The sequence below is a fragment of the Solicola agrisoli genome, assembly GCF_049059935.1.
In the GTDB taxonomy this organism is placed as follows: domain Bacteria; phylum Actinomycetota; class Actinomycetes; order Propionibacteriales; family Nocardioidaceae; genus JAURVT01.
The window spans coordinates 1-20,928 of the sequence record NZ_JBMGQR010000013.1 but is presented as its reverse complement, the minus strand read 5'-3'; the positions used below and the strand labels follow the sequence as shown (position 1 = coordinate 20,928).

Sequence of the window (20,928 nt, the reverse complement as noted above, 5' to 3'; positions counted from 1 at the left end):
CCGACGCCCCGTCACCCTCCCGAGGGTGGCGGGGCGTCGTCGTTCAGCGCAGCAGGCGGCCGGCGGAGACCAGCGACGCGCGCCGGTCGTCGGCCATCGGGGCGTCCTCGACCAGGCCGCCCCCCTCGGGCGCGTGCAGCATCCGCAGCGGCTCGCCCGGCTGGTTGGTCACGAACCCGACGTGGGTGACGCGGCCGTCGGGCTTGGCGAAGAAGAACAGGTCGCCCGGCCCGGCGGCGTCGATCTCGACGGGTGTCGCGACGGGCTGCTGGTCCGACGCGTCCCGCGGCACGGTGACGCCGGCGACGCGGTGCGACAGGTGCACCAGGCCCGAGCAGTCCAGGCCCCATCCGCTGGTGCCGCCCCACAGGTAGGACAGCCCGAGGTGCTGACGGGCGCCGGCGAGCAGGGCGTCGACGCTGCGGTCGACCCGGCCGAACGGTGCGACGTGCACGTCGGCCGCCGCGACCCACGGGCTGCCGCCGGTGACGGCGACGCGCACCCGCTCGTCCTCGCGGTCGAGCACGGGCAGCACCGTGCCGCGCGAGAGCGGCGTGCCCGCGTCGGTGGTCGAGGTCGGCACGACGACGGTGGCGTAGAGGACGGCCGGCTCGGGCGACGGGCCCAGGTGCGCGCGGGGCACCCAGCCGCGGTAGCCGCGGGGGTGGGTGCGCGACGGCTGCCAGGGCAGGACCACCTCGGCCCAGTCGCCGCGCTCCTCCAGCACCATGACCGGCTCGCCGAGCAGTCCCTGGGTGGACGTGAGGCCGTGCAGGCCGAGCCGGAGACCGTCGTCGAGCGACGCGGCCCAGGCGGCGACGTCCGGGGGATCGGCGACCGCCGCGGAGTCGAGCGGGCGCGGCGCCTCGGGCGAGGTCCAGACCGTGGTGACGGGCACCGCGACGCCGACGTGGCCGCTCATGCGCGCACCCCCTCGACGCCGAGACCGGGGGCGTCGGGCAGCACGAGCGCCGGCCCGTCGTAGGTCGGGCCGCCGACGTACGGCGACGCCGCCGCCCACCACGCGGCGTCCAGGTCGTCGAGCAGCGGGGTGCCGTGCGCGGACGCCAGGCTCGCCGCCGCACCCACGCCGACGTGCGTCTCCATCATCGTGCCGACCATCGCACCCACCTCGTGCGCGGCGCACAGCTCGAGCATCGCGGCCGCGGGCACCAGTCCGCCGCACTTCGCGAGCTTGACGTTGACGAGGTCCGCCGCGCGTCGCGACACCACCCCGACGAGGTCGCGCAGCCCGAACACCGACTCGTCGGCCATGACGGGCGTGTGGACGTGGTCGGTGACCCAGGCGAGCCCGCCGAGGTCGGCCGCCGCGACCGGCTGCTCGACCAGCTCGACGTCGAGACCGAGGTCCTCCATGCGTCCGATCGCGGTGACGGCCGCGCGCGGCGTCCACCCCTGGTTGGCGTCGAGCCGGACGGCGACGTCGGGGCCGACGGCCTCGCGCACCTGCCTCACCCGCTCGACGTCGGCGACGGCGTCGGTGCCGACCTTGACCTTGACGGCCGTGAAGCCGTCGGCGAGGCGCTGCCCGGCCGTCCGGGCGAGGTCGGCGGGCTCGGCCACCGACAGCGTGACGTCGGTGGGCACGCGTCGCTCGGTGCCGCCGAGGAGCACCACCAGCGGCACGCCGCGGCGACGCGCGACGAGGTCGTGCAGCGCGACGTCGACGGCGGCCTTGGCCCCGTGGTTGGCCGCCACCGCGCCCCGGACGTCGCGCAGCAGGGGACGCAGGTCGTCGGGGTCGCGACCCACGAGCACCGACGCCAGCGGACCGTCGACGCACGCCCGTGCACCGGCGAGCGACTCCCCGGTGACCTGCCAGACCGCCGGGGCCTCGCCGAGGCCGACGACGCCGTCGGCGTCCTCGATCTCGACGAGCACGGTGGACGTGGCCTCGGTGCGGCGGAGCGCGGTGACGAACGGGGTGTGCAGCGGGACGTCGAGCACCCGCGTGCGGACGGCGGAGATCACCCGTCGACCCTACGGCGAGCCGTCACGACCGCGGCCGGTGGTCCCAGCAGGCGCGGGAGACGTCGGCGACGAGCCGGTGCCCGGCCTCGTCGTCGAACGGCCCGGTGGTCAGCACCGCGACGACGAGGGGCGGACCGTCCGGCGGCGTCACCAGGCCGACGTCGTGGCACGAGCCCTCGATCCACCCGGGCTTGTGCCACACGGGGGTGCCGCGGGGGAGCCCGGCGGGGAGCCCGTCGACGTGCTCCACCTCGCCCAGCACGCCCGTGGCCCAGGCCGTGTGCGCGGGGTCGAGCAGCCGACCGGCGGCCAGTGCGCCGACGACCGACGCGAGGTCGCGGGCCGTCACGTCGTTGGTCAGGCCCGCCTCGCGCGCCGGTCCGTCCTCGATGCCCTTGCGGATGCTCGACCGGGACGCGCCCGCGCGCCTCCAGACCTCGTCGACGGCGCTCGGCCCCACCTGCTCGAGCAGCAGGTTGGTGGCGAGGTTGCTGGACCGGACGACCGAGCGACGGGCGAGCCAGCCGACCGACGCCCGGCCGCCGAGCAGCGCCCAGGGCTCGGCGTCGTTGTCGTACGCCGGCGTCGACGCGAACGTCGCCCCCGGCACCGCGGACGCGAAGTCCGCATGCACCTCGATCTCGTCGTCGAGGTCGATTCGTCCCGTCTGCGTGGCGGACAGGACGGCGACGAGCAGGGGCAGCTTCAGGGTGCTCGCCGCGTGGTGGACGGCGTCGGCGTCGCGTGCGAGGAGGGCCGGGCCGTCGACCGGGCCGGCCCACACCGACACGCGCGCGCCCGCGTCGGACGCGAGGGCGTCGACGCGGGCGGCGAGGTCGGTGACGGTGCTCAGTCGAGGTCGGTGGGGTCGCGGATGACGGTCTTCCTGGCCCGCAGCGCACGGTTGGCGAACCAGGTGATCGCCCACAGGACGATGCCGAGCACGAGCAGGATGCCGGCGATGCGGTACTGCTCGGGGTCGCGGCCCGACGACCACGGCAGCACCAGGTAGACACAGGCGATCGCGCCGATGACCGGCAGGGCGGTGCCCGCTCGGAAGTGCTTGTGCTCGACGGGCTCGCGTCGCAGCACGAGCACCGTGACGTTGACGACCGCGAACACCGCGAGCAGCAGCAGCGAGGTGGTGCCGCCGAGGATGGCGACGACGGGGCTCTCGGGGTCGAGCGAGACGTAGGTGATCAGGCCGAGCGAGATGACCGTGGTGAAGATGATCGCGTTGTACGGCGTGCGGTTGCACGGGTGCACCTTGGACAGGAACGGCGGCAGGACGGCCTGCTTGCTCATGCCGTAGAGCAGTCGGCTGGCCATCATCATGTTGATCAGCGCGGAGTTGGCGACCGCGAAGATCGAGATGAACGGGATCAGGTCGGAGATCGGGAAGTCCGGCGCCGCGGTCTGCACGACCGTGACGAGCGGCGTCTCGTTGCCGGCCAGGTCGCCGATCGGCACGACGGCCACGGCGCACACCGACACGAGCACGTAGATGACCGCGGTGATGCCGAGGCCCGTCAGCATCATCTTGGGGAAGATCCGGCTGGGGTCCTTGGTCTCCTCGGCCATGTTGACCGAGTCCTCGAAGCCGACCATCGCGAAGAACGCCAGCGACGTGGCGGTGCTGAGCGCCATGAAGGTGCTCTTGTCGCCGGGGCTCTCGAAGATGAGCACGCGGGAGAAGTCGATCGAGTCGCCGCCGCCGGCGATGGCCCAGAAGCCGATCAGGATGACGAGCAGCAGGCCCGACAGCTCGATCGAGGTGAGCACCACGTTGGCCTTGACGCTCTCGCTGACGCCGCGGAAGTTGACGGCCATGACGAGCAGCATGAAGGCCAGGGCGACGAGCAGGATGGCGGTGTTGTTGCCCGACTCGGTCCAGCCCAGGCCGAAGCCGGCGTCGAAGTTCGCCGCGACGGCGCGCGCGGCGGTCGAGGCCGAGGTGATGCCCGAGCACATCACGGTGAAGCAGACGATGAACGTCACGAAGTGGATGCCGAACGCCTTGTGCACGTACAGCGCCGCACCCGCGGCCTGCGGGTACTTGGTGACGAGCTCGAGGTAGGAGAAGGCGGTGACCAGCGCGACCGCGAACGCGATGAGGAACGGCGCCCAGGCGGCGCCTCCCACCTCCGCGGCGACCTGGCCGGTGAGCGCGTAGACGCCCGTGCCGAGGATGTCGCCGACGATGAACAGCAGGAGCAGGCCGGGGCCCATCACCCGCTTGAGCTCCGGCTGCCCGGTCTCCTGGGTCGTCTCGCTCATGTCCCCTCGCTCACCTGGGGGACGCACGCCCCGCGGTGGGTACACCCTGCTGCCTGCCGCCAGAACGAGCAAGTACACGACCCGGCGCGGCGTGCGTCAGGCGCGTGAACGGGTGTCGCGCACGCTGAGGGCCGCGACGAGCCCCACCGCCACGAGGACGCCGACGGCGAGCACCGTCCCGTCCCACCCGTCGCGCGCCCACGCCACGCCCACGAGCGCGCCGAAGGTGCTCGAGCCGGCGTAGTAGGCGAGCAGGTACAACCCGCTCGCGGGCGCCGTCGCGACGTCTGCGTCGCTGCGCCGGGCGATCGCCGGCACCCAGCCGCTCGCCACCGCGTGCGCGCCAAAGAATCCTCCGGTGAGCACGACCAGGCCGGCCACCACCACGACGATCTGGTCGGGCACCGTCATCGCGACGCCCGCGCCCATCACCAGGATCCAGCCCACCAGCGATCGGCGGCGGTCCGAGCGGGCCGCCAGCCGTCCGGCCAGGACCGACGTCGCGGTGCCGCTCAAGTAGGCCAGGAACACCGCGCCGACCACCGCGACGGGCAGCGAGAACGGGGGAGCGACGAGCCGGAACGACAGGTAGTTGTAGACGGCCACGAAGGCGCCCATGAGCGCGAACGGCACCACCAGCAGCCGCAGCAGGGCGGCGTTGCGCAGGTGCGGCAGCAGGATCGAGGCGGACGACGGCCGCGCCCCGACCTCGCCCCGGACGACCCGGGGCGCGGGCAGCAGCCACCAGAAGGCCGCCACCGCGACCGCGACGAACGCGGCGAGCGTCGCGTCGGCCACCCGCCAGCCGGCGAGGTCGCCGGCGACGGCCGTCACCACCCGTCCGCCGACGCCGCCCAGCGTGTTGCCCGCGACGTAGAGGCCCATGGTCGCGCCCACCGCCCGCCGGTCGACCACCGCGCCGACGTGGCCCATCGCCACCGCGACGACGGCGGCGACCGCGACGCCGAGCAGCGCCCGCAGGCCCACCAGCACGGCCAGGGACGGTGCCGCGGCGCTCAGCAGGAGCAGCACCACCGCGGCCACGAGCCCCCACCGCATCACGCGCACCCGGCCCACCGCCTCGGCGAACAGCGTCATGGGCAGGACGCAGACCGCGAGCGCGCCGGTGGCGGCCGAGACGGTCAGGCTCGACGCGGCGGCCGAGACGCCGAACTCGTCGGCGATCTGGGGCATCAGCGGCTGGGTCGCGTAGAGCATGCCGAAGCCCGCGAGCCCGGCCGCCAGCATCGCGCCGTTGAGGCGCCGCAGCTCGGGCGAGCCGGGTGTCAGTGGTTCGTCGGCGGCGGAGGACATCGCCGCCGACATTGCCACGGGTCGCTCGCCGCGCAATCCCCGGGGCCGAACACGTGTACTACGCGCAGGTAACGGACCCACCTGGGGGAGAAACCACCCGCAGATGGGTGTTCGTGCCCATTCTTCGGTATTGACTGGCTCGGGGGGTCTCGTGACTCACTCGACCTCCGACGTGCGTCCGCCCGTCCCGGGAGAGCACCAGCAGGAGGCACCAGTGAGCACCGCACCACGCCGTCGCCCGCGCAGGGCGACCGCCGCGCTCGTCGCCGCCGTCGTCGCGATCGGGGTCGCCGTCCTGGTCGCGCCCGCCACGGCGACGGCCAGGGCCGCCACCGTCCTGGTCGCGCCCGCCACGGCGACGGCCAGGGCCGCCACCGGCCAGGTCGCGCTCGTCCAGGCCGTGCCGGGTGCCACCGTCGACGTCGTCGTCGACGGCAAGACGCTGCGCGACGGGGTGGCCGGCCGCAAGGTCGTGGGACCGATCCGGCTCAAGCCGGGCAAGCACACCGTGGCGTTCCGCGGCGACGGTGCGCCCGTGCGCGCCGACGTGCAGGTCGCCGCCGGCGGCAACAGCGACGTGGTGTTCCACCGTCCGGCGTCCGTCGACGAGAGGCCCGTCGTCACGGTCTACACGACCCCCGACGAGCCGATCGCGCCCGGACGCTCGCGCGTGCTGCTCGCGCACACCGCCCTGGTGCCGCCCGCCGACGTCGAGCTCGACGGCAAGACCGTGTTCACCAACATCGCCAACGGCGAGTACGCGACGGCCGACGTGCCGGCCGGCAAGCACGAGGCGTCGCTCGTCCTGTCCGGCGCGGGCACCAACCTCCTCGGTCCGCTGCCGCTGGACCTCGGCTCCGACACCGCCACGATGATCTACGCGGTCGGCAGCCCCGACGCCGGCTCGATGGACGTCGTCGCCCGCACGGTCAGGCTGCGTCGCGACGGCACCGTCGCGCCCACGAGGGTCGACACGGGCAGCGCCGGGCTCGTCTCGGACGTGCACGTCCGCACCTTCGGCCCGGGGACCGCAGGCACGTCGTGAGGCGTCCGGCCCGTCCGCTCGGCGCCGTGACCGCGGGTGTGCTCGCGGTCCTGCTCGCGGCGTGCGGCGGGCCGTCCGGAGGCGTCCAGGTGCCGGACGAGACGTCGGCCCCTCCGACCTCCGAGGGCCCGGCGCCCCAGGCGCCCGTCGCCCCGCGGGCGGCCGGCAACGTGCTGCCCGAGGTGCCCACGGCGGTGCGGCTGCCCGACGGCCGGCGCGTGCCCGTCGCGCCCGCTCCCACCGACGACACCGGGCGTCTCGCGGTGCCCGACGACCCCGACGTCGCCGGCTGGTGGGACGGCGGGGCGCGCCCGGGCGACCCGTTCGGGGCGACCGTCGTCGCCGCGCACGTCGACTCGGTCGAGCGCGGGCTCGGGCCGTTCGCGTCGCTGCTCTCGGCCCGGCGCGGCGAGCGCGTCACCGTCACCTCGGCGGGCCTCACCACGACGTACCGCGTCTCGTCCCTGCGGACGATCCCCAAGGAGCGTCTGCGCACCGACGGGTCCGTGTTCGCCGGCGACGGCGACCCGCGGCTCGTCCTCGTCACCTGCGCGGGCCCGTACGAGCGCGCCCGCGGCGGCTACCAGAACCTGCTCGTCCTCACCGCCGTGCCGGTGGGTCCGACCACGGAGCGTGAACGATGACCGACGACCCCTTCGAGAAGCTGCGTCTCGACCTCGACTCGGCGCTGTCCGAGCTGACCGCCTCCACCCGTGCCCGCCTCGACGGCATCGCGGTCGTCCCGCCGCCGCGAGTCGACGCGGTGTCGGCCCTGCGCCGGCAGGACGGCGACGGCCCCGCTCCGCGGCCGGAGCCGGTCGAGGAGGAGGCGGCCGCGCCGGTCGTCGACGAGCCCGCCCCACCGCTGCCGGGGTCGCCTCCGGTGCGGGTGCGCCGCTCGGTGCACACGGGACCGGTGCGGGTGGTCGTGCCGGACGCCCCGCCGGTCGTCCCGGTCGAGCGGGCGCGCCCGTCGACCGTCCGCGCCGAGGAGCCCGCCGCTCGCGTGCGGGTGCCGCGCGAGCAGCGCGTGCCGGTGCCCGCGGGTCGCGGCGGCGGCGGGGCCGGACCCGTCCGCCCTCCGGTGCCCCCACGGGCCCGGCCCGTCGCCCTGCCGCCGTCGCGGCGTCCGCTGAGGACGCCGCCGCCGGAGCGTCCCGGCGGACGCCGACGGGTGGTCGTGGCCGTCGGGGTCGTCGCGGTGCTCGTCCTCGTGGTGGCCGGAGGCTTCCTGGCCTCGCGTCCCGGTCCGGTGGCCGACCAGCCGACGGCCTCGGCGGCGTCCGACACCCTGCCGGCCGCCCCGGCGGCCGCGCCCGACCCGGGACGGCTGGTGCGGGTCGAGCCCCAGCCGGACGGCTCGGTGCAGGTGACCCAGTGGCTCGCGTTCGCCTCACCGGTGCGCTCGGTCGAGGTGGCCGCGCCCACCACGCAGCGCGACGACCGTCGGCTGTCGACGGCGAGCGTCGAGGGCCGGGGCGTGGCCACGGTGCAGCTCACGGGCGTCGCGGCACCGCAGGTGGTGACGTTCCGGTCGGCCACCGACCGCGTGCGGATGCGCTACACGGTGCGCGACGCGGTGGAGGTCAGCGACCGGGACCCGCAGCGCGCCCTGGTCGACCTGCCCACCGTCAGCATCTCGTCCGAGGGCTCCGACGCCGGCCCGACCGTGGTCCGCATCGCCGGGGCCAAGGTCCGCGGCGTCGCCTGCGGTCGCGTCCTGCGCACCGTCCGTCCCTGCGGGAGCGAGGACGGTCGCGGCTGGTCGCTGGAGAAGCCGTCGGTCGACTCCACCTCCGTCCTCGCGACCGTCGACATGAGCCGCTGACCCCGGTGCGGACGGGCGAGCGGCGTTCACAGGAATTCTTGAGTTCAAGAATGTCCGGTTCCGCTGACAGGGCGTGGTCTGGTCGTTGAATCTTTGACCATGACCGTTCGCACACCCACTCCTCAGCTCCTGACGCCCGCCGAGGTCGCCGCGATGTTCGCCGTCGACCCCAAGACCGTGACCCGCTGGGCCGACGCCGGCAAGCTGCCGTTCGTCAAGACCCTCGGCGGCCACCGTCGCTTCCCCACCGACGAGGTGCTGCACCTCGTCGGCACCCCGCTGCCCGCGCGAGGCTGACGACGCCCGGCGTCGCTCAGCCGTAGGTGGGGTACTGCGGCCAGCCCTGCGGGCTGTCCTCCCAGTCCTGCTGGCGCCCGTAGACCGTGCGGTCCATGACGTGCGCCGTCGGCAGGATCGCCTCGGTGCCGCGGGCCGTCGTCATGTAGGTGAGGTACGGCCTGCCGTCCACGCGCAGGTAGTAGGAGTACCCCGGCAGCTGGCCCTCGCGCCCCTGGTCGTCGGCCTGCGTCCAGCCCCAGTCGTGGTGGTACGTCGTGTCGTGCGACGAGACCCACAGGTGGTCCCAGCCGCGCTGGGCGCGCCACGACTCGAGCTTGTCGATCGGGGCCTGCGAGACCATCGCGAACGCGATGCCCTCGTCGGCCACGCGGCCCATGTTCGCCGGCAGGTTGTCGACGGCCCAGGTGCAGCTGGGGCACCCCGCGTCCCAGCCGGGATCGAACATGACGTTCTGGACGAGCAGCAGGTAGTGGTCGCCGAACAGCTCGGTGAGCCGCACGGGTCCGTCCGGACCGGCGAACACGTAGTCGTCGACCTCCACCATCGGCAGGCGGCGCCTGGCCGCGGAGACGCGGTCGCCGTGCCGCGTCAGCTCCTTCTCGCTCGCGACCTGCTCGGCGAGCGCCGCGTCGAAGGCGGCACGGTCGACGACCGGCGGGGTCGCCTCGGGCTGGGTGTGCTTGTCATCGCTCATACCGGTACAGACCGGGCGCAGAGGCCGGACTCATCGGGGTGCCGCGGACGACTCAGTCGCGCGTCGCGACCAGCGCGTCCTGCGACGCAGGAGTCGCCGCGGCCGGCGTGCGCGGTGCCGCGAGCGCGATCAGGACGCCGACGAACGCGGCGGCGGCACCGATGACGAAGCACAGCTGGAACGCGCCCTCGGTGGGCACCTGGACCGGGCCGAGGCTCTGGGTGTTGCTGCTCAGCAGGGTGGCCATGACGGCCGCGGCGAGCGTCGTGCCGAGCGAGCGCATCAGGGCGTTGAGGCCGACGGCGGCGCCCGCCTCGCCGGACGGCACGGCGTCCAGGATCAGGGTGGGCATCGCCGCGTAGCCGATGCCGACGCCGGCCGACGTCACGCACGAGGCGACGAGCAGCTGCCACGGCGCGCCCATCAGGGCGAGCGCGACGAGGTAGCCCGCGCCGAGCACGGCCGCGCCCAGGACCAGCGTGGTCTTGGCGCCCGCGCGTCGGATCAGCTGGCTCGAGACGGGCGCGAAGACCATCATCATCAGACCCGCGGGGGCCATCCACAGGCCCGCGGCGAGGATCGACTGGCCGAGGCCGTACCCGGTGGCCTCGGGCAGCTGCAGCAGCTGCGGCACGACGATCGACTGCGCCATCATGCCGAACCCGATCGCGACGGCGGCGAAGTTCGTCAGGAGCACCGTGGGCCTGGCCGAGGTGCGCAGGTCGACCAGCGGCTCGGGGTGGCGAAGCTCGTACGCGCCCCACACCAGGCCGACGACCAGGCCGAGCGCGATGGCGCCGAGCGTCCTGGGGTCGCTCCAGCCCCACTCGTTGGCCTTGGACACGCCGACGAGGAACGACACGAGGGCGACGGCCAGGAGCCCGGCACCCAGCAGGTCGAGGCGGCCCGAGGTGGCCGGACGGGTGTGGGGGACTGCGAACCAGGTCGCGACGGTGATGACGACGGCCAGGCCCGTGGCGATCCAGAACAGCGCGTGCCAGTCGCCCGCCTGGACGACCCAGGCCGACAGCGGCAGGCCGATCGCACCGCCGACGCCGAGCGTGGCGCTCATCGCGGCCACCGACGTGCCGGCCAGCCTCGGCGGGCAGATGTCGCGGATGATCGAGATGCCGACGGGGATGAAGCCCATGCCCATGCCCTGCAGCACCCGGCCGGTCAGCATCGGAGCGAGCGAGTCCGACATGGCCGCCACGGCCGAGCCCACCGCGAGGATCGAGGCGCTCGTGACCAGGACGCGCTGCTTGCCGAACAGGTCGCCGAGGCGGCCGGCGACGGGCATCGTCACCGCGGCGGCGAGCAGCGTCACCGTCACCACCCAGCCGGCGTTGCTCGCCGACGTCGACAGCAGGCGCGGCAGCTCGCTCTGGATCGGGATCACCATGGTCTGCGTCATGGCCGCCGCGAGGCCGCCGAGGCAGAGCACCACGACCGCGAGCAGCGGGGCGTCGCTGCGCTCGGTGGTGTCCGGGGGAGTGTCGGTGCTGTCGATGTGCATGATGCACATGCTGGCACGTCCGCCCCTGGTTGTGCGACGCAACCGGCTGCGACCTGCGTCACGTCGGTGGGGGTGCTGCGATCATGGGCGGGTCCGCACGCGAGGAGGCGCCAGGTGTCAGAGGTCCGGCCGGGGGTCGACGACGAGGTGCTGCGCGCGCTGGGCGACCAGATCATGCGGATCAGCCGGCGCCGACCCACCTCGTACCCGGGCTCGGAGCTCGACGGGTCGGCGTTCAAGATCCTGTGGCGCCTGGTGAACGCCGGGCCGCGGACGCTGCGCGAGCTGTCCGACGACCTCGAGCTCGACCGGTCGACGATCAACCGCCAGGTCAGCGCCTGCCTGGCCGACGGACACGTCGAGCGCTTCGAGGAGCCGGGGCAGGTCAGCCGTCCGGTGCGCGCCACCGAGGCCGGCACCCGGGCCTACCGCCACGACGCCTCCCTGCGGGCCGACGCGCTGCGCGACGCGCTCGGGCGGATCGGCCCCGACGCGTCCGCCACCCTGATCGACGCGATGCGGGCGTTCAACGACGCCCTCGACGCCGCGCACGCCCGCCACGACTGAGACGGCGCCTCGGGCGGCGGTCGTGCCTACCGTTCGACGATCTCCGGCGTGCCGTCGTCGGGCCACCGCACCTCGCGGACGTCGACGACGGCGTCGTCGTCGACGGGCCCGTAGACGTGGGGGAACAGGGTGGACGCGTCGACGCCCGGCGGCGGCGCGGGGGCGGCGGGCTCGGCGACGCACCGCGAGGTGAGCCGGTCGGGGTCGATGCCCAGCACCAGCAGCGGGCGGGGCGCGCCACGGTAGAACGCGGCGGCGACGGCCAGCGTGGTGGCGTCGTCGGGGGAGCAGTGCACGAACCCCTCGGTGGCGAGCGACGCGGGCGCGTAGCCGGACGCCGGACGTGCCGACCACTCGGGCTCGGGGACGAGGTGGAAGATCATGGCACCACGATCGCGCACTGCTCCGTCGGCGTCCGCGGACGGGGCTAGGGTGCTGCCCGTGACCGACGACTGGCGCCCGGGGACGCTCGCCACGCTGCGCTCCCTCGTCCTGCAGGCCGACCCCGACATGGTCGAGGAGGTCAAGTGGCGCAAGCCGTCCAACCCCGACGGGGTGCCGACGTTCTCCTGCGACGGCCTGGTCTGCACGCTCGAGACCTACAAGGACAAGGTCAAGGTCACCTTCGCCCGCGGCGCCTCGCTCGACGACCCCACCGGGGTGTTCAACGCCAGCCTCGACGCCGGCACGCGACGCGCCCTCGACCTGCGTCAGGGCGACGAGCTGGACCAGGACGCCTTCCTCGCGCTGGTCCGCGAGGCGGTCGCGCTCAACCGGTCCTGACGCCGGACCACGAAACTGTCCGACCGGTCGGCGACCGTGGTCGGGTGACCGACCTCCTCGAGACCCCCCTCGCCGCCGAGGCCCGACGGGCCGCGTACGACGACGTCGACGCGTTGGCCGAGTGGTCGTCGTGGGCCTCGTTCCTCCAGGCGCTGCCCGAGGCGCCACGCAGCCCCGGTGTCTACCTGTTCCGCGAGCCCGACTCCGGTGTCGTCCGGTACGTCGGCATGGCCGGCGAGCGTGCCGGGAGTGGGCGTCCCCAGGGCCTCTACGGGCGGCTGTCGGTCCACCGGACGGGCAACACCGCGGTGTCGGGCTTCGGCGAGGCCGCCCTCGACCTCGCGCTGGCCGACGAGGCCTGGGTGGAGGCCCGGCTCGAGCGGCTGCGCACCCGCGGGCCCGAGCGTTCCAGGCACTGGGCCCGCGACGCCGTGGCGCGCCTGGCCCCGGAGGTGCGGTGGTCGGCCCAGCCCGACGCCGCCGACGCCCGCCTGCTCGAGGCGCGTGCCGTCCAGCTGCTGCGGCCGTTCGGACTGTGGAACCGATGAGCCGGGGCCACTAGCCTCTGGCCATGACCCACCGCATCTTCACCACCAGCGTCGCGTCGGTCTACCCCCACTACGTCGCCAAGGTCGAGAAGAAGGGTCGCTCCAAGGCCGAGCTCGACCAGGTGATCGAGTGGCTGACCGGGTTCGACGAGTCGGAGCTCGACGGCCACCTGGAGGCCGGCACGACCTTCGAGGAGTTCTTCGCCGCCGCCCGGCTCAACCCCGCCACCTCGATGATCACCGGCGTGGTGTGCGGGGTGCGCGTCGAGGACGTCGACGACCCGCTCATGCAGAAGATCCGCTACCTCGACAAGCTGGTCGACGAGCTCGCCCGCGGCAAGGCGATGGACAAGGTGCTCCGTGGCTGACCACCGGCGTGCCGCGCGCGTGCTGGTCACGGCCGACGAGCTGGCCGACCTGCTCGACCACCCCGACCGCGACGTCGTCGTGCTCGACGTCCGCTGGACGCTGGGCGGCCCGCCGGGGCACCAGACCTACCTGACGGGCCACGTGCCCGGCGCGGTCTACGTCGACCTCGACACCGAGCTGGCGTCGCACGGCGCGCCGACCGACGGGCGCCACCCGCTGCCCGAGGCCCGGGACCTCGAGCGGTCGGCACGACGCTGGGGCGTGCGCTCCGGCAGCACGGTGGTGGCCTACGACGGCGGGGGCAACCTCGCCGCCGCCCGGGCGTGGTGGCTGCTGCGCTGGGCCGGCCTGTCGGACGTTTATCTGCTGGACGGCGCGCTCCCGGCCTGGCGGGCCTCGGGCCGTCCGCTCGCCACCGACGACGAGGTGCCCGTGCCCGGCGACGTCGAGCTCGTCGGCGGGGCGCTGCCCACCGTGGACGCCGACGGTGCGGCCGCGCTCCCGGGCGCCGGCACGCTGCTCGACGCCCGGGCGGGCGAGCGGTTCCGTGGCGAGGTCGAGCCGGTCGACCCCGTCGCCGGTCACGTGCCCGGTGCCGTCAACGCCCCCACCGCCGACAACCTCGCCGCCGACGGCACCTTCCTGCCCGCCGACGAGCTGCGCGCCCGCTTCGAGGCGCTCGGCGTCAGCCCCGACGCCCCGGTCGCGGCGTACTGCGGGTCCGGGGTGACCGCCGCCCACCAGGTCGCCGCGCTCGAGATCGCGGGGTTCGACGCCGCGCTGTACCCCGGCTCGTGGTCGCAGTGGAGCGCCCAGGGACGTCCGGTCGCCACCGGCGCCTGACGGCTCCCGTGCCGCCGGTCAGACGGCGTCGAGCTCCCGCACCAGCGGCACGACGACGTCCTGCGCCACCTGCGACTGGTTCCGGCCGGCGGTCTTGGCCGCGTACATCGCGCCGTCGGCCCGCTTGAGCAGGCTGCCCGCGAGCTCGCGCCGGTGGGCGCGGTCGCGGTCGTCGCGCGGCCCGGTCACGTGCCGGACCCGTCCGATGCTCACCGACACCGAGGCGCGCACCGGTCCGGCGTCGACGTCCTGGGCGATCGCCTCGAGGATCATCGCGGCCACCAGGTCGGGGTCGGAGCAGTCGTGCAGCAGCACGGCGAACTCGTCGCCGCCGAGCCGGGCGACGGTGTCGGTGTCGCGCACGCAGTCGAGGAGTCGGTCGGCCACGACCTTGAGCAGCTCGTCGCCGACGTCGTGGCCGTGGTCGTCGTTGACGCGCTTGAAGCCGTCGAGGTCGCAGAACATCAGGTTGACGACGGTGTCCGGCGCCGCGAGGGCACGGTCGAGCCGAGCCGAGAACAGGATCCGGTTCGGCAGGCCCGTCAGCGGGTCGTGGGTGGCCTCGTGCTCGAGGTGTCGCTGGGCCTCGGCGAGATCGATGATCAGCCTCTGGTTGTCGAGCATCGCCAGCAGCTGACGCAGCAGCACCATCGAGACCAGGACGCCCGCGAGCAGGATCGCGGTCGTGGGCGTGCCAGGGTCGCCCAGCAGGCGCACGCCGAGCGCACCGAGGGCGACCACGAGCGCGAGGTAGGGGACCGAGAGGCGGAGCGTCGCGTCGATGGTGCCGGCGATCTTCTGGTGCCGGTCCGACCACGTGTCGTGCTGCTCGCGGCCGGCGTGCGGCGCGGCCAGTCCGGCGAGACCGACGACGAGGAACCCGACGAACCAGCCGACGTTGCTCGGCAGGTCGCTGGAGCTGAACGACGAGGTGGCCTCGAGCAGCATGAACGAGCTGTCGGCGACCGCGATGCACGACAGACCGACCACCATCAGCCAGAGCGAGCGCCGCTGCTCGTGCTCGACGTGCAGGAAGGCCAGCAGCACCAGCGTGCCGAGCACGAGGTCGCCCACCGGGTAGGCGAGCGACAGCGTCAGGGAGAACCAGCCGTCCGCACCGGCCGCGCGGGCGATGGGGCCGAGCACCGTGAGCCACGACAGCATGAGCAGCGACCCGGCGATGATCAGCCCGTCGAACACGTCGCGCCCGCGGGCGGCGCCGTGCCCGCGGAGCCCCATCCACGTGACGAGCCCCCAGCCGGCGACGACCGGGAAGAGCAGGTAGCCGACGTCGGCGGCGGACGGGAAGGGCACCGGCTGGCGGAGCACCGACTCGTAGACGGTCCAGACCACCTGGCCGACGCCCCACGTCGCGGTGCCCGCGGCGAGGAACGCCCACCCGCGTCGCCGCTCACCGATGGAGCGCCGCGCGGCGACGAGGCACCCGGCGCTGCCGGCGAAGGCGGCCAGGATCTGGCCCCAGTTGGAGACGTCGTCGGCGTGGACCGACCCGGCTGCGGCCGCCTCGCCCAGCAGCACGGCGAACGCCACCGACGCCAGCACGCACGCAGCGAGCGGCGCCAGTGTGTTCATCCTCCTCCGAGTCATACCTCATAATGACGAGAGATGGGGGCTGCCGTGACCGTTTCTTGATATTCGACGGCGGGCGCACCGCGGAAGGTCAGTCGACGGTGAGCACGATCTTGCCGCCCGTGCCTCCGGCCTCGGCGAGCCGGTGTGCCTCGGCGGCCCGCGCGAGCGGCAGCACCCGGGCGACCCGGGGCGTGTAGCCCCCGCGTGCCCCCAGCTCGGCCGCCGCCTCCAGGAGCGTCGAGTCGTTCTCGGCCGACGCGAGGACGACGCCCAGCCGCGCGGCGCCGGCGAAGTCGGTGACCGTGACGACGTGGTCGGGTCCACCGGCGATCTGGACCAGGTCGTCGAGCGAACCGGCCCCGGCGGTGTCGATCGCGAGGTCGACGCCCTCGGGGGCGAGGTCGGCGACGCGTCCGGCCAGGCCGTCCCCGTACTCGGTGGGCACCACGCCCAGGTCGGCGAGGAACGGGTGGTCCGCGGGGCGGGCGGTGCCGATCACCCGGGCGCCGCGGTCGACGGTGAACGCGGCGACCGCGCTGCCCACCGCGCCGGACGCGCCCTCGACGAGCACCGTTCGACCGTCAACCGGCCCGACCGCCGCGAGCGCGCGCAGCGCCGTGGCCACCGCCAGCCCGGCCGCAGCCGCCTGCGGTGCGTCCCACGCGTCCGGGGGAGTGGCCCACGCCGTCAGCACGGCGTGCTCGGCGTACACGTCCTGGATCCCGCCCAGCCCGAAGACGAGGTCACCGACGGCGACTCCCTCCACGCCGTCCCCGACCTCGTCGACGACGCCCACCGCGTCGCGTCCCGGGACCACGGGGAACGTGAGCGGCATCGACTCGCGACCGTGGCCGGCGCGCAGCTTCCAGTCGATGGGGTTGACGCTGACCGCCTGCGTGCGGATGCGGACGGCGCCCGCCGGCGCGTGCGGCTCCGGGGCGTCCTCGACCCGCAGGACCTCGGCGTCGCCGTACTCGTGGTAGCGCACTGCCTTCATCGGATGGGCCTTCTCTCTGTCGTCGTGGTGGGGCCCTGGTGCAGCACAGCGCAGGGACGGGGCATTCCCCGTCGACGCCGACGGCCGCGCTACGTGCGGTCGGCGACGGCCTCGCGCAGCGCGGGCTCGACGGCGTCGGCGATGGCCGCGTACCCGGCGTCGTTGGGGTGGAAGAAGTCGCCGGCGAGCCGTCCCCGCCAGGAGGACGGCCCGGTCTCGCGCAGGTCGACCATGACGATCCGCCCCGCAGCCGCCGCCCGCTCGACGTGCACGTTCGCCCGTCCCGCGGCGGCGGTCGGCTGCGGCAGGGTGCAGACGAGCGTCCCAACGGGTACCCGGGCGACGAGGTCGGCGAACGCGGCGGGCAGGCGCTCACGGGCGCTGCGGCCCCCGAACAGGTCGTTCGAGCCCACCATCACGGTGACCACGTCGTCCTCGCGCGACCCGAGGCCGTCGAGCGCGGCCAGCTGCTGGTCGAGGACGTCGTCGGCGCGGGCACCGGTGGCCGAGAGGTTGACGACCTGCAGGTCGTGGCCGTCCTGCGCCAACCTGCCGGCGAGCTGCCCCACCCAGCCCGCGTCGTGCCGCGACGCGCCCACCCCCTGCGCCATCGAGTCGCCGAGGACGATCCAGCGCCGTCCCGGCCGGTCGAGCGTCGCGACGTTGTGGGCGTGCCAGGCGTCGGCGTACGGCTCGACCCGGCTCCAGACGTCGGCCACGCCGGGCAGCACGACGCTCATCGCGCGGACGGTGCGACCCGGGCGGCGACCGGTGCGGTTGTCGTAGCTCAGCCTGCTGTCGGTCACGTCCTCAGGGTCGCAGCCCGGGACGGTCCGCGCCGGTGTCGTCCCGGCCCCGACGGGCGGACTCGACCACGGCCGACGCGAGGTCGCGCGCCAGCCCGACCGGGTCGTCGGGCGTGCCGCGCAGCAGGCTGCCGAGCACGCCGTTGTAGACCAGGAGCAGCCGCGACGCCACGGCGGCGGGATCGTCCAGGTCGGCCTCCGCGGCCAACCGGTGCAGCCGCTCGCCCACCAGCTGCGAGTCCTGGTCGACCAGGTCGTGGACGGGGTCGGACGCGTCGCCGGCGGGCCGCGGACGTTCGGAGGCGGTGGCCAGGAAGCAGCACCACTGGGTCGCGCCCGCCGAGGCGCGGAAGGCGGCGACGGCGTCGAAGACGGCCAGCAGGCGGTCGGTCGACGACCCCGCCGCCTCGATCGCGGCGTCCCAGTGCTCGGTCCACGACCGCAGCCGCCGCGCGAGCACCGCCTCCAGCAGCCCGTCCTTGCTGCCCACGTGCTTGTAGAGCGTGGCGATCGCGACGCCCGCGGACTCGGCGACCCGGTCGATGCCGGTGACGGCGATGCCGTCGGTGAAGAACAACGACTCCGCGGAGTCGAGGATGCGGTCGGTGGTCGTGGTCACGGGAGCAGCATAACGCTCGTTATGGTAGAACGGTCGTTATGCCTTCGCTCGCGGTGCCGCCTCCCGTCGTCCGTCGCACCGCCGGCCTCGGGGTCGCCCTCGCCGGCACGGCCCTGATCGCGTCGACATACGGGATGGCCCGGTTCGGCGTCGGCCTCTTCGCGCCCCGGCTCGCCGTCGAGCGGCCGGAGCTGGCGCAGGTGGTGGGTCTGGCCGCCGCCGCCCAGTTCGTCGCGTACTCGCTCGCGGCAGCCGCCGCCGTGCGGGTCACCGACCGTCGCCCGCGCGTCGGGCTGGTGCTGGCGGGTGTGACGGCGACGGCCGGCTGCGTCGGGGTCGCGGTCGCGTCGTCGCCGGTGACGTTCGTCGCCGCGGTGTTCGTCGGCGGGACGGGCGCGGGGCTCGCGTCACCTGCCCTCGTGCGGGTGGTCGACGCCGTGGTGCCGGGGCACGCCGCGGCGACGGCGCAGTCGTTGGTGAACACCGGGACCGCCGTCGGGGTGATCGGCGCCGGGCTCCTGGCGTTCGCCACCTCCTCGACCGCGCCCGCCTGGGTGCTCATGGCCGCGGTGTGCGCCGCGTCGGCTGCGGCCGTGCTGCTGCTCGTCCGCGGGCGGACCGACCTCTCCGGACCCACAGCCACCGTCCCGCCCGCGTCGCCCTCCTCCGAGTTGTGGCGCCTGCTGGTGCTGCCGACCGTCGCTGCGCTCGTGGTCGGCGCCGGGTCCGCGCTGATCTGGACGTTCGGCCCGCTGCTGGCCACCGGCTCGGGCCCGGTCGAGGACGGACGCGTCGGGTGGCTGTGGATCGCTCTCGGCCTCGGGGGCCTGGTCGGGCCGGCCACGGGCGTCGTCGTCGAGCGTCTGGGACCCCGTCGTGGGTGGACGGCGTTCGCCGGCGTCCTCGTGCTCGCGAACCTGACGCTCGCGGCGGCACTCGGCCTCGGCTCCGCGGTGGGCGCCTTCGCGGCGATGGCGCTGTTCGGCGCCGGCTACATGTGCCTGTCCGGGGTCCTGATCCTGTGGGCCCGGTCGGTCTGGCCCACCGCGGCCGGTGCAGGCACGTCGGTGCTGTTCATCGCCCTGGCGGTGGGGCAGGCGGCCGGCTCGCTGGGGTTCGGCGCGGCGCGTGACGGTGCCGGTGCGGCCGCCGTGTCGCTCGCAGCGGCCGTGCTGTGCGCGGTCGGTGGCGCGCTCACGTCAGCGCGGCTCCGACCCCGCCGGTGGATGGATCGGACCGGCCGACTGGTTGGGTGAGGCATGCGCATCTTCTTCACCGGCGGCAGTGGCAAGGCCGGCAAGCACGTCGCCACGTACCTCGCCGAGCAGGGGCACCAGGTCACCAACGCCGACCTCGTCCCGCTCGGGCACCCGGGCGTCGCCGACCTGAAGGTCGACCTGACCGACACCGGTGAGACCTACTCGGCGATGGCCGGGCTCGCGACGATGGACGAGCTCGAGCTGGCCGAGAAGCCCGCCTACGACGCGGTGGTCCACTTCGCGGCCGTCCCGCGGATCCTGCTCGCCACCGACAACGCGACCTACGCCACCAACGTCCTCAGCACCTACAACGTGCTCGAGGCCGCGACCCGGCTCGGCGTGCCGAAGATCGTCTTCGCCTCGTCGGAGACGACCTACGGCGTGTGCTTCGCGCAGGGCGAGCGGCGTCCGCTCTACGTGCCGGTGGACGAGGAGCACCCGACGGTCCCCGAGGACGCGTACGCGATGTCGAAGGTCGCGGGCGAGGTGACGGCGCGCTCGTTCCAGGCCCGCACCGGCGGCGACGTCTACGGCCTGCGGATCAACAACGTCATCGAGCCCGACGAGTACGCCGACCTGTTCCCGGCGTTCCTCGACGACCCGTCGCTGCGGCGGCGCAACATCTTCGCCTACATCGACACCCGCGACCTCGGGCACCTCGTCCAGCGCTGCCTGGAGGTGGACGGCCTGGGCTACGAGGTCTTCAACGTCGCCAACCCCGACATGTCCGTCGCCGCGACGACCGAGGAGGTCCGCGATCGCTTCTACGACGGCGTGGAGGTGCGCCGCGAGATGGGTCGCGACGAGACCTTCTACGCGATCGACAAGGCCCGCGACCTCCTCGGCTACGACCCGCAGCACTCCTGGCGCGACGTCCTGGCCGACCCTCGCGCGTGACGCCCGCACGGGCGGTGGTCGGGTTCGACGTCCGCCGCGTCGACGACCACGTCGAGGTCGACCCGCTGGTCGACGGGGTGTCGCTCGGCGACGCGATGGACCTCGACCTGGCGGGGATCTGGGTCGTGGACGAGGCCGGCGCCGACCGGATGAGCGACCGGCTGCTCGGCCGCGGGTCGGTCTGGGGACGCAGCGGCCTCGCGGTCCTGCAGGTGTGCGGGTGTGGCGTCGAGGACGACGACCTGCTCGCCGCCGAGGTGGTCGTGTCGGACGACCACGTCGAGTGGCGCGACCTGCAGCAGCAGACCGAACCGCCCCTCACGCACGCCGCCGTGGGCCCGTTCTCGTTCGACCGCGTCGCGTACGAGCGGGCGGTGGGCCGGGCCCACGACGACGTGGTCGCGCTCGTCGGGCGCGACCGGTCAACGCGTCAGGACGCGGGCGGGGCGTAGAGCTGCAGGTCGTTGCCCTCGCTGTCCCTGAACGGCAGGATGCGGCCCCACGGGTGGTCGCTGACCTCGCCGGTGAGGGTGACCCCGGCGCCGGCCAGCCGCTCGGCCTCGGACTCCAGGCTGTCGTCGGGCTCGAAGGTGATGACGGCGCCGCCCTCGGCACCTGAGGTGGCGGTCTCGCGCGCGTTCAGGCCGATGGTCAGGCCGTCGGCGGTGACCTCGGCCCAGT

The 20,928-nt window shown here is 74.5% G+C and carries 25 protein-coding genes; 12 read left to right on the top strand and 13 right to left on the bottom strand.

Annotated elements, in window-relative coordinates; translation table 11 throughout:
- Window positions 1–43 precede the first annotated feature (43 nt).
- The 5 genes from ACI6PP_RS07055 to ACI6PP_RS07035 form a co-directional block, all read right to left on the bottom strand.
- Entirely contained in the window at window positions 44–922 is an 879-nt protein-coding gene (locus ACI6PP_RS07055) for a C40 family peptidase (protein ID WP_421110287.1), read from the bottom strand.
- On the bottom strand, window positions 919–1,992 hold the full coding sequence (locus ACI6PP_RS07050; RefSeq protein ID WP_421110286.1) for a mandelate racemase/muconate lactonizing enzyme family protein: 1,074 nt from the start codon (window positions 1,990–1,992) through the stop codon (window positions 919–921). Before ACI6PP_RS07050 ends, ACI6PP_RS07055 begins: the two co-directional genes overlap by 4 nt.
- A gap of 22 nt (window positions 1,993–2,014) precedes the next feature.
- Window positions 2,015–2,782: a serine hydrolase gene (locus ACI6PP_RS07045; protein ID WP_421110284.1), complete on the bottom strand. Its 768-nt coding sequence runs from the start codon at window positions 2,780–2,782 to the stop codon at window positions 2,015–2,017.
- A 59-nt stretch (window positions 2,783–2,841) separates the two neighbouring features.
- Window positions 2,842–4,269: an APC family permease gene (locus ACI6PP_RS07040; RefSeq protein ID WP_421110283.1), complete on the bottom strand. Its 1,428-nt coding sequence runs from the start codon at window positions 4,267–4,269 to the stop codon at window positions 2,842–2,844.
- A gap of 96 nt (window positions 4,270–4,365) precedes the next feature.
- Window positions 4,366–5,583 (bottom strand): MFS transporter, encoded by a 1,218-nt coding sequence (locus tag ACI6PP_RS07035; RefSeq protein ID WP_421110281.1) that lies wholly within the window; start codon window positions 5,581–5,583, stop codon window positions 4,366–4,368.
- A 214-nt stretch (window positions 5,584–5,797) separates the two neighbouring features.
- Between ACI6PP_RS07035 and ACI6PP_RS07030 the strand changes: the two genes are divergently transcribed.
- From ACI6PP_RS07030 to ACI6PP_RS07015, 4 genes are all read left to right on the top strand, one after another.
- Window positions 5,798–6,628 carry a DUF4397 domain-containing protein gene (locus ACI6PP_RS07030; RefSeq protein ID WP_421110279.1) on the top strand — a complete coding sequence of 277 codons (831 nt, stop codon included), beginning with the start codon at window positions 5,798–5,800 and terminating at the stop codon, window positions 6,626–6,628.
- A gap of 26 nt (window positions 6,629–6,654) precedes the next feature.
- Window positions 6,655–7,272, top strand: a complete 618-nt coding sequence (locus tag ACI6PP_RS07025) for a class F sortase (protein ID WP_421110277.1) — start codon at window positions 6,655–6,657, stop codon at window positions 7,270–7,272.
- Window positions 7,269–8,456, top strand: a complete 1,188-nt coding sequence (locus ACI6PP_RS07020) for a hypothetical protein (RefSeq protein ID WP_421110275.1) — start codon at window positions 7,269–7,271, stop codon at window positions 8,454–8,456. The genes ACI6PP_RS07025 and ACI6PP_RS07020 overlap by 4 nt, the downstream gene beginning before the upstream one ends.
- Before the next feature lie 99 nt (window positions 8,457–8,555).
- Window positions 8,556–8,753, top strand: coding sequence for a BldC family transcriptional regulator (locus ACI6PP_RS07015; protein ID WP_421110273.1), 198 nt, complete (start codon window positions 8,556–8,558; stop codon window positions 8,751–8,753).
- 16 nt (window positions 8,754–8,769) lie between these two features.
- Here the strand turns inward: ACI6PP_RS07015 and ACI6PP_RS07010 are convergent, their stop codons facing one another.
- Together ACI6PP_RS07010 and ACI6PP_RS07005 are read right to left on the bottom strand one after the other, a co-directional pair.
- A complete protein-coding gene (locus ACI6PP_RS07010; protein WP_421110271.1) occupies window positions 8,770–9,450 on the bottom strand; it encodes a DUF899 family protein in 681 nt (226 codons plus the stop codon).
- A 52-nt stretch (window positions 9,451–9,502) separates the two neighbouring features.
- Window positions 9,503–10,966, bottom strand: coding sequence for an MFS transporter (locus tag ACI6PP_RS07005; protein ID WP_421110269.1), 1,464 nt, complete (start codon window positions 10,964–10,966; stop codon window positions 9,503–9,505).
- A 114-nt stretch (window positions 10,967–11,080) separates the two neighbouring features.
- On the opposite strand from ACI6PP_RS07005, the gene ACI6PP_RS07000 reads away from it, so the two are divergent.
- Window positions 11,081–11,533, top strand: a complete 453-nt coding sequence (locus tag ACI6PP_RS07000; protein WP_421110267.1) for a MarR family winged helix-turn-helix transcriptional regulator — start codon at window positions 11,081–11,083, stop codon at window positions 11,531–11,533.
- Window positions 11,534–11,559: 26 nt separating this feature from the next.
- Here ACI6PP_RS07000 and ACI6PP_RS06995 read toward each other — a convergent pair whose 3' ends face one another.
- Window positions 11,560–11,916, bottom strand: a complete 357-nt coding sequence (locus tag ACI6PP_RS06995) for a DUF952 domain-containing protein (RefSeq protein WP_421110265.1) — start codon at window positions 11,914–11,916, stop codon at window positions 11,560–11,562.
- A 58-nt stretch (window positions 11,917–11,974) separates the two neighbouring features.
- On the opposite strand from ACI6PP_RS06995, the gene ACI6PP_RS06990 reads away from it, so the two are divergent.
- The 4 genes from ACI6PP_RS06990 to ACI6PP_RS06975 are packed head-to-tail and all read left to right on the top strand — an operon-like array spanning window position 11,975 to window position 14,076.
- Window positions 11,975–12,316, top strand: coding sequence for a DUF1801 domain-containing protein (locus ACI6PP_RS06990; RefSeq protein WP_421110263.1), 342 nt, complete (start codon window positions 11,975–11,977; stop codon window positions 12,314–12,316).
- 44 nt (window positions 12,317–12,360) lie between these two features.
- The gene (locus ACI6PP_RS06985; protein ID WP_421110262.1) at window positions 12,361–12,864 is read left to right on the top strand and encodes a hypothetical protein; all 504 of its coding nucleotides are present in this window, start codon (window positions 12,361–12,363) and stop codon (window positions 12,862–12,864) included.
- Window positions 12,865–12,887: 23 nt separating this feature from the next.
- The gene (locus ACI6PP_RS06980; protein ID WP_421110260.1) at window positions 12,888–13,232 is read left to right on the top strand and encodes a DUF2200 domain-containing protein; all 345 of its coding nucleotides are present in this window, start codon (window positions 12,888–12,890) and stop codon (window positions 13,230–13,232) included.
- Window positions 13,225–14,076 carry a sulfurtransferase gene (locus ACI6PP_RS06975; RefSeq protein WP_421110259.1) on the top strand — a complete coding sequence of 284 codons (852 nt, stop codon included), beginning with the start codon at window positions 13,225–13,227 and terminating at the stop codon, window positions 14,074–14,076. Before ACI6PP_RS06980 ends, ACI6PP_RS06975 begins: the two co-directional genes overlap by 8 nt.
- 18 nt (window positions 14,077–14,094) lie before the next feature.
- On the opposite strand, the gene ACI6PP_RS06970 is transcribed toward ACI6PP_RS06975, so the two are convergent.
- The 4 genes from ACI6PP_RS06970 to ACI6PP_RS06955 form a co-directional block, all read right to left on the bottom strand.
- A complete protein-coding gene (locus ACI6PP_RS06970; protein ID WP_421110257.1) occupies window positions 14,095–15,669 on the bottom strand; it encodes a diguanylate cyclase domain-containing protein in 1,575 nt (524 codons plus the stop codon).
- Window positions 15,670–15,757: 88 nt separating this feature from the next.
- Window positions 15,758–16,666 (bottom strand): NADP-dependent oxidoreductase, encoded by a 909-nt coding sequence (locus tag ACI6PP_RS06965; protein ID WP_421110255.1) that lies wholly within the window; start codon window positions 16,664–16,666, stop codon window positions 15,758–15,760.
- A gap of 89 nt (window positions 16,667–16,755) precedes the next feature.
- Window positions 16,756–17,472: an SGNH/GDSL hydrolase family protein gene (locus ACI6PP_RS06960; RefSeq protein WP_421110253.1), complete on the bottom strand. Its 717-nt coding sequence runs from the start codon at window positions 17,470–17,472 to the stop codon at window positions 16,756–16,758.
- A 4-nt stretch (window positions 17,473–17,476) separates the two neighbouring features.
- Complete coding sequence (locus tag ACI6PP_RS06955; RefSeq protein WP_421110252.1) at window positions 17,477–18,091, bottom strand: TetR/AcrR family transcriptional regulator; 615 nt, start codon at window positions 18,089–18,091, stop codon at window positions 17,477–17,479.
- Between the two features lie 38 nt (window positions 18,092–18,129).
- Between ACI6PP_RS06955 and ACI6PP_RS06950 the strand changes: the two genes are divergently transcribed.
- The 3 genes from ACI6PP_RS06950 to ACI6PP_RS06940 are packed head-to-tail and all read left to right on the top strand — an operon-like array spanning window position 18,130 to window position 20,699.
- Window positions 18,130–19,347: an MFS transporter gene (locus ACI6PP_RS06950; protein WP_421110250.1), complete on the top strand. Its 1,218-nt coding sequence runs from the start codon at window positions 18,130–18,132 to the stop codon at window positions 19,345–19,347.
- Window positions 19,348–19,350: 3 nt separating this feature from the next.
- Window positions 19,351–20,247: an NAD-dependent epimerase/dehydratase family protein gene (locus ACI6PP_RS06945; protein WP_421110249.1), complete on the top strand. Its 897-nt coding sequence runs from the start codon at window positions 19,351–19,353 to the stop codon at window positions 20,245–20,247.
- Entirely contained in the window at window positions 20,244–20,699 is a 456-nt protein-coding gene (locus tag ACI6PP_RS06940) for a hypothetical protein (RefSeq protein ID WP_421110248.1), read from the top strand. Before ACI6PP_RS06945 ends, ACI6PP_RS06940 begins: the two co-directional genes overlap by 4 nt.
- Here ACI6PP_RS06940 and ACI6PP_RS06935 read toward each other — a convergent pair.
- On the bottom strand, window positions 20,678–20,928 hold a 251-nt coding region (locus tag ACI6PP_RS06935; RefSeq protein ID WP_421110246.1), incomplete at its 5' end, for a VOC family protein. The two genes, ACI6PP_RS06940 and ACI6PP_RS06935, sit on opposite strands and share 22 nt — an antisense overlap.

Bases quoted from the DNA above. Each gene is read 5' to 3' on its own strand.
- ACI6PP_RS07055 (WP_421110287.1), bottom strand. From the start codon at position 922: ATGAGCGGCCACGTCGGCGTCGCGGTGCCCGTCACCACGGTCTGGACC.
- ACI6PP_RS07040 (WP_421110283.1), bottom strand. From the start codon at position 4,269: ATGAGCGAGACGACCCAGGAGACCGGGCAGCCGGAGCTCAAGCGGGTG.
- ACI6PP_RS07035 (WP_421110281.1), bottom strand. From the start codon at position 5,583: ATGTCCTCCGCCGCCGACGAACCACTGACACCCGGCTCGCCCGAGCTG.
- ACI6PP_RS07020 (WP_421110275.1), top strand. From the start codon at position 7,269: ATGACCGACGACCCCTTCGAGAAGCTGCGTCTCGACCTCGACTCGGCG.
- ACI6PP_RS07015 (WP_421110273.1), top strand. From the start codon at position 8,556: ATGACCGTTCGCACACCCACTCCTCAGCTCCTGACGCCCGCCGAGGTC.
- ACI6PP_RS07010 (WP_421110271.1), bottom strand. From the start codon at position 9,450: ATGAGCGATGACAAGCACACCCAGCCCGAGGCGACCCCGCCGGTCGTC.
- ACI6PP_RS07005 (WP_421110269.1), bottom strand. From the start codon at position 10,966: ATGCACATCGACAGCACCGACACTCCCCCGGACACCACCGAGCGCAGC.
- ACI6PP_RS06995 (WP_421110265.1), bottom strand. From the start codon at position 11,916: ATGATCTTCCACCTCGTCCCCGAGCCCGAGTGGTCGGCACGTCCGGCG.
- ACI6PP_RS06980 (WP_421110260.1), top strand. From the start codon at position 12,888: ATGACCCACCGCATCTTCACCACCAGCGTCGCGTCGGTCTACCCCCAC.
- ACI6PP_RS06970 (WP_421110257.1), bottom strand. From the start codon at position 15,669: ATGAACACACTGGCGCCGCTCGCTGCGTGCGTGCTGGCGTCGGTGGCG.
- ACI6PP_RS06965 (WP_421110255.1), bottom strand. From the start codon at position 16,666: ATGAAGGCAGTGCGCTACCACGAGTACGGCGACGCCGAGGTCCTGCGG.
- ACI6PP_RS06950 (WP_421110250.1), top strand. From the start codon at position 18,130: ATGCCTTCGCTCGCGGTGCCGCCTCCCGTCGTCCGTCGCACCGCCGGC.
- ACI6PP_RS06945 (WP_421110249.1), top strand. From the start codon at position 19,351: ATGCGCATCTTCTTCACCGGCGGCAGTGGCAAGGCCGGCAAGCACGTC.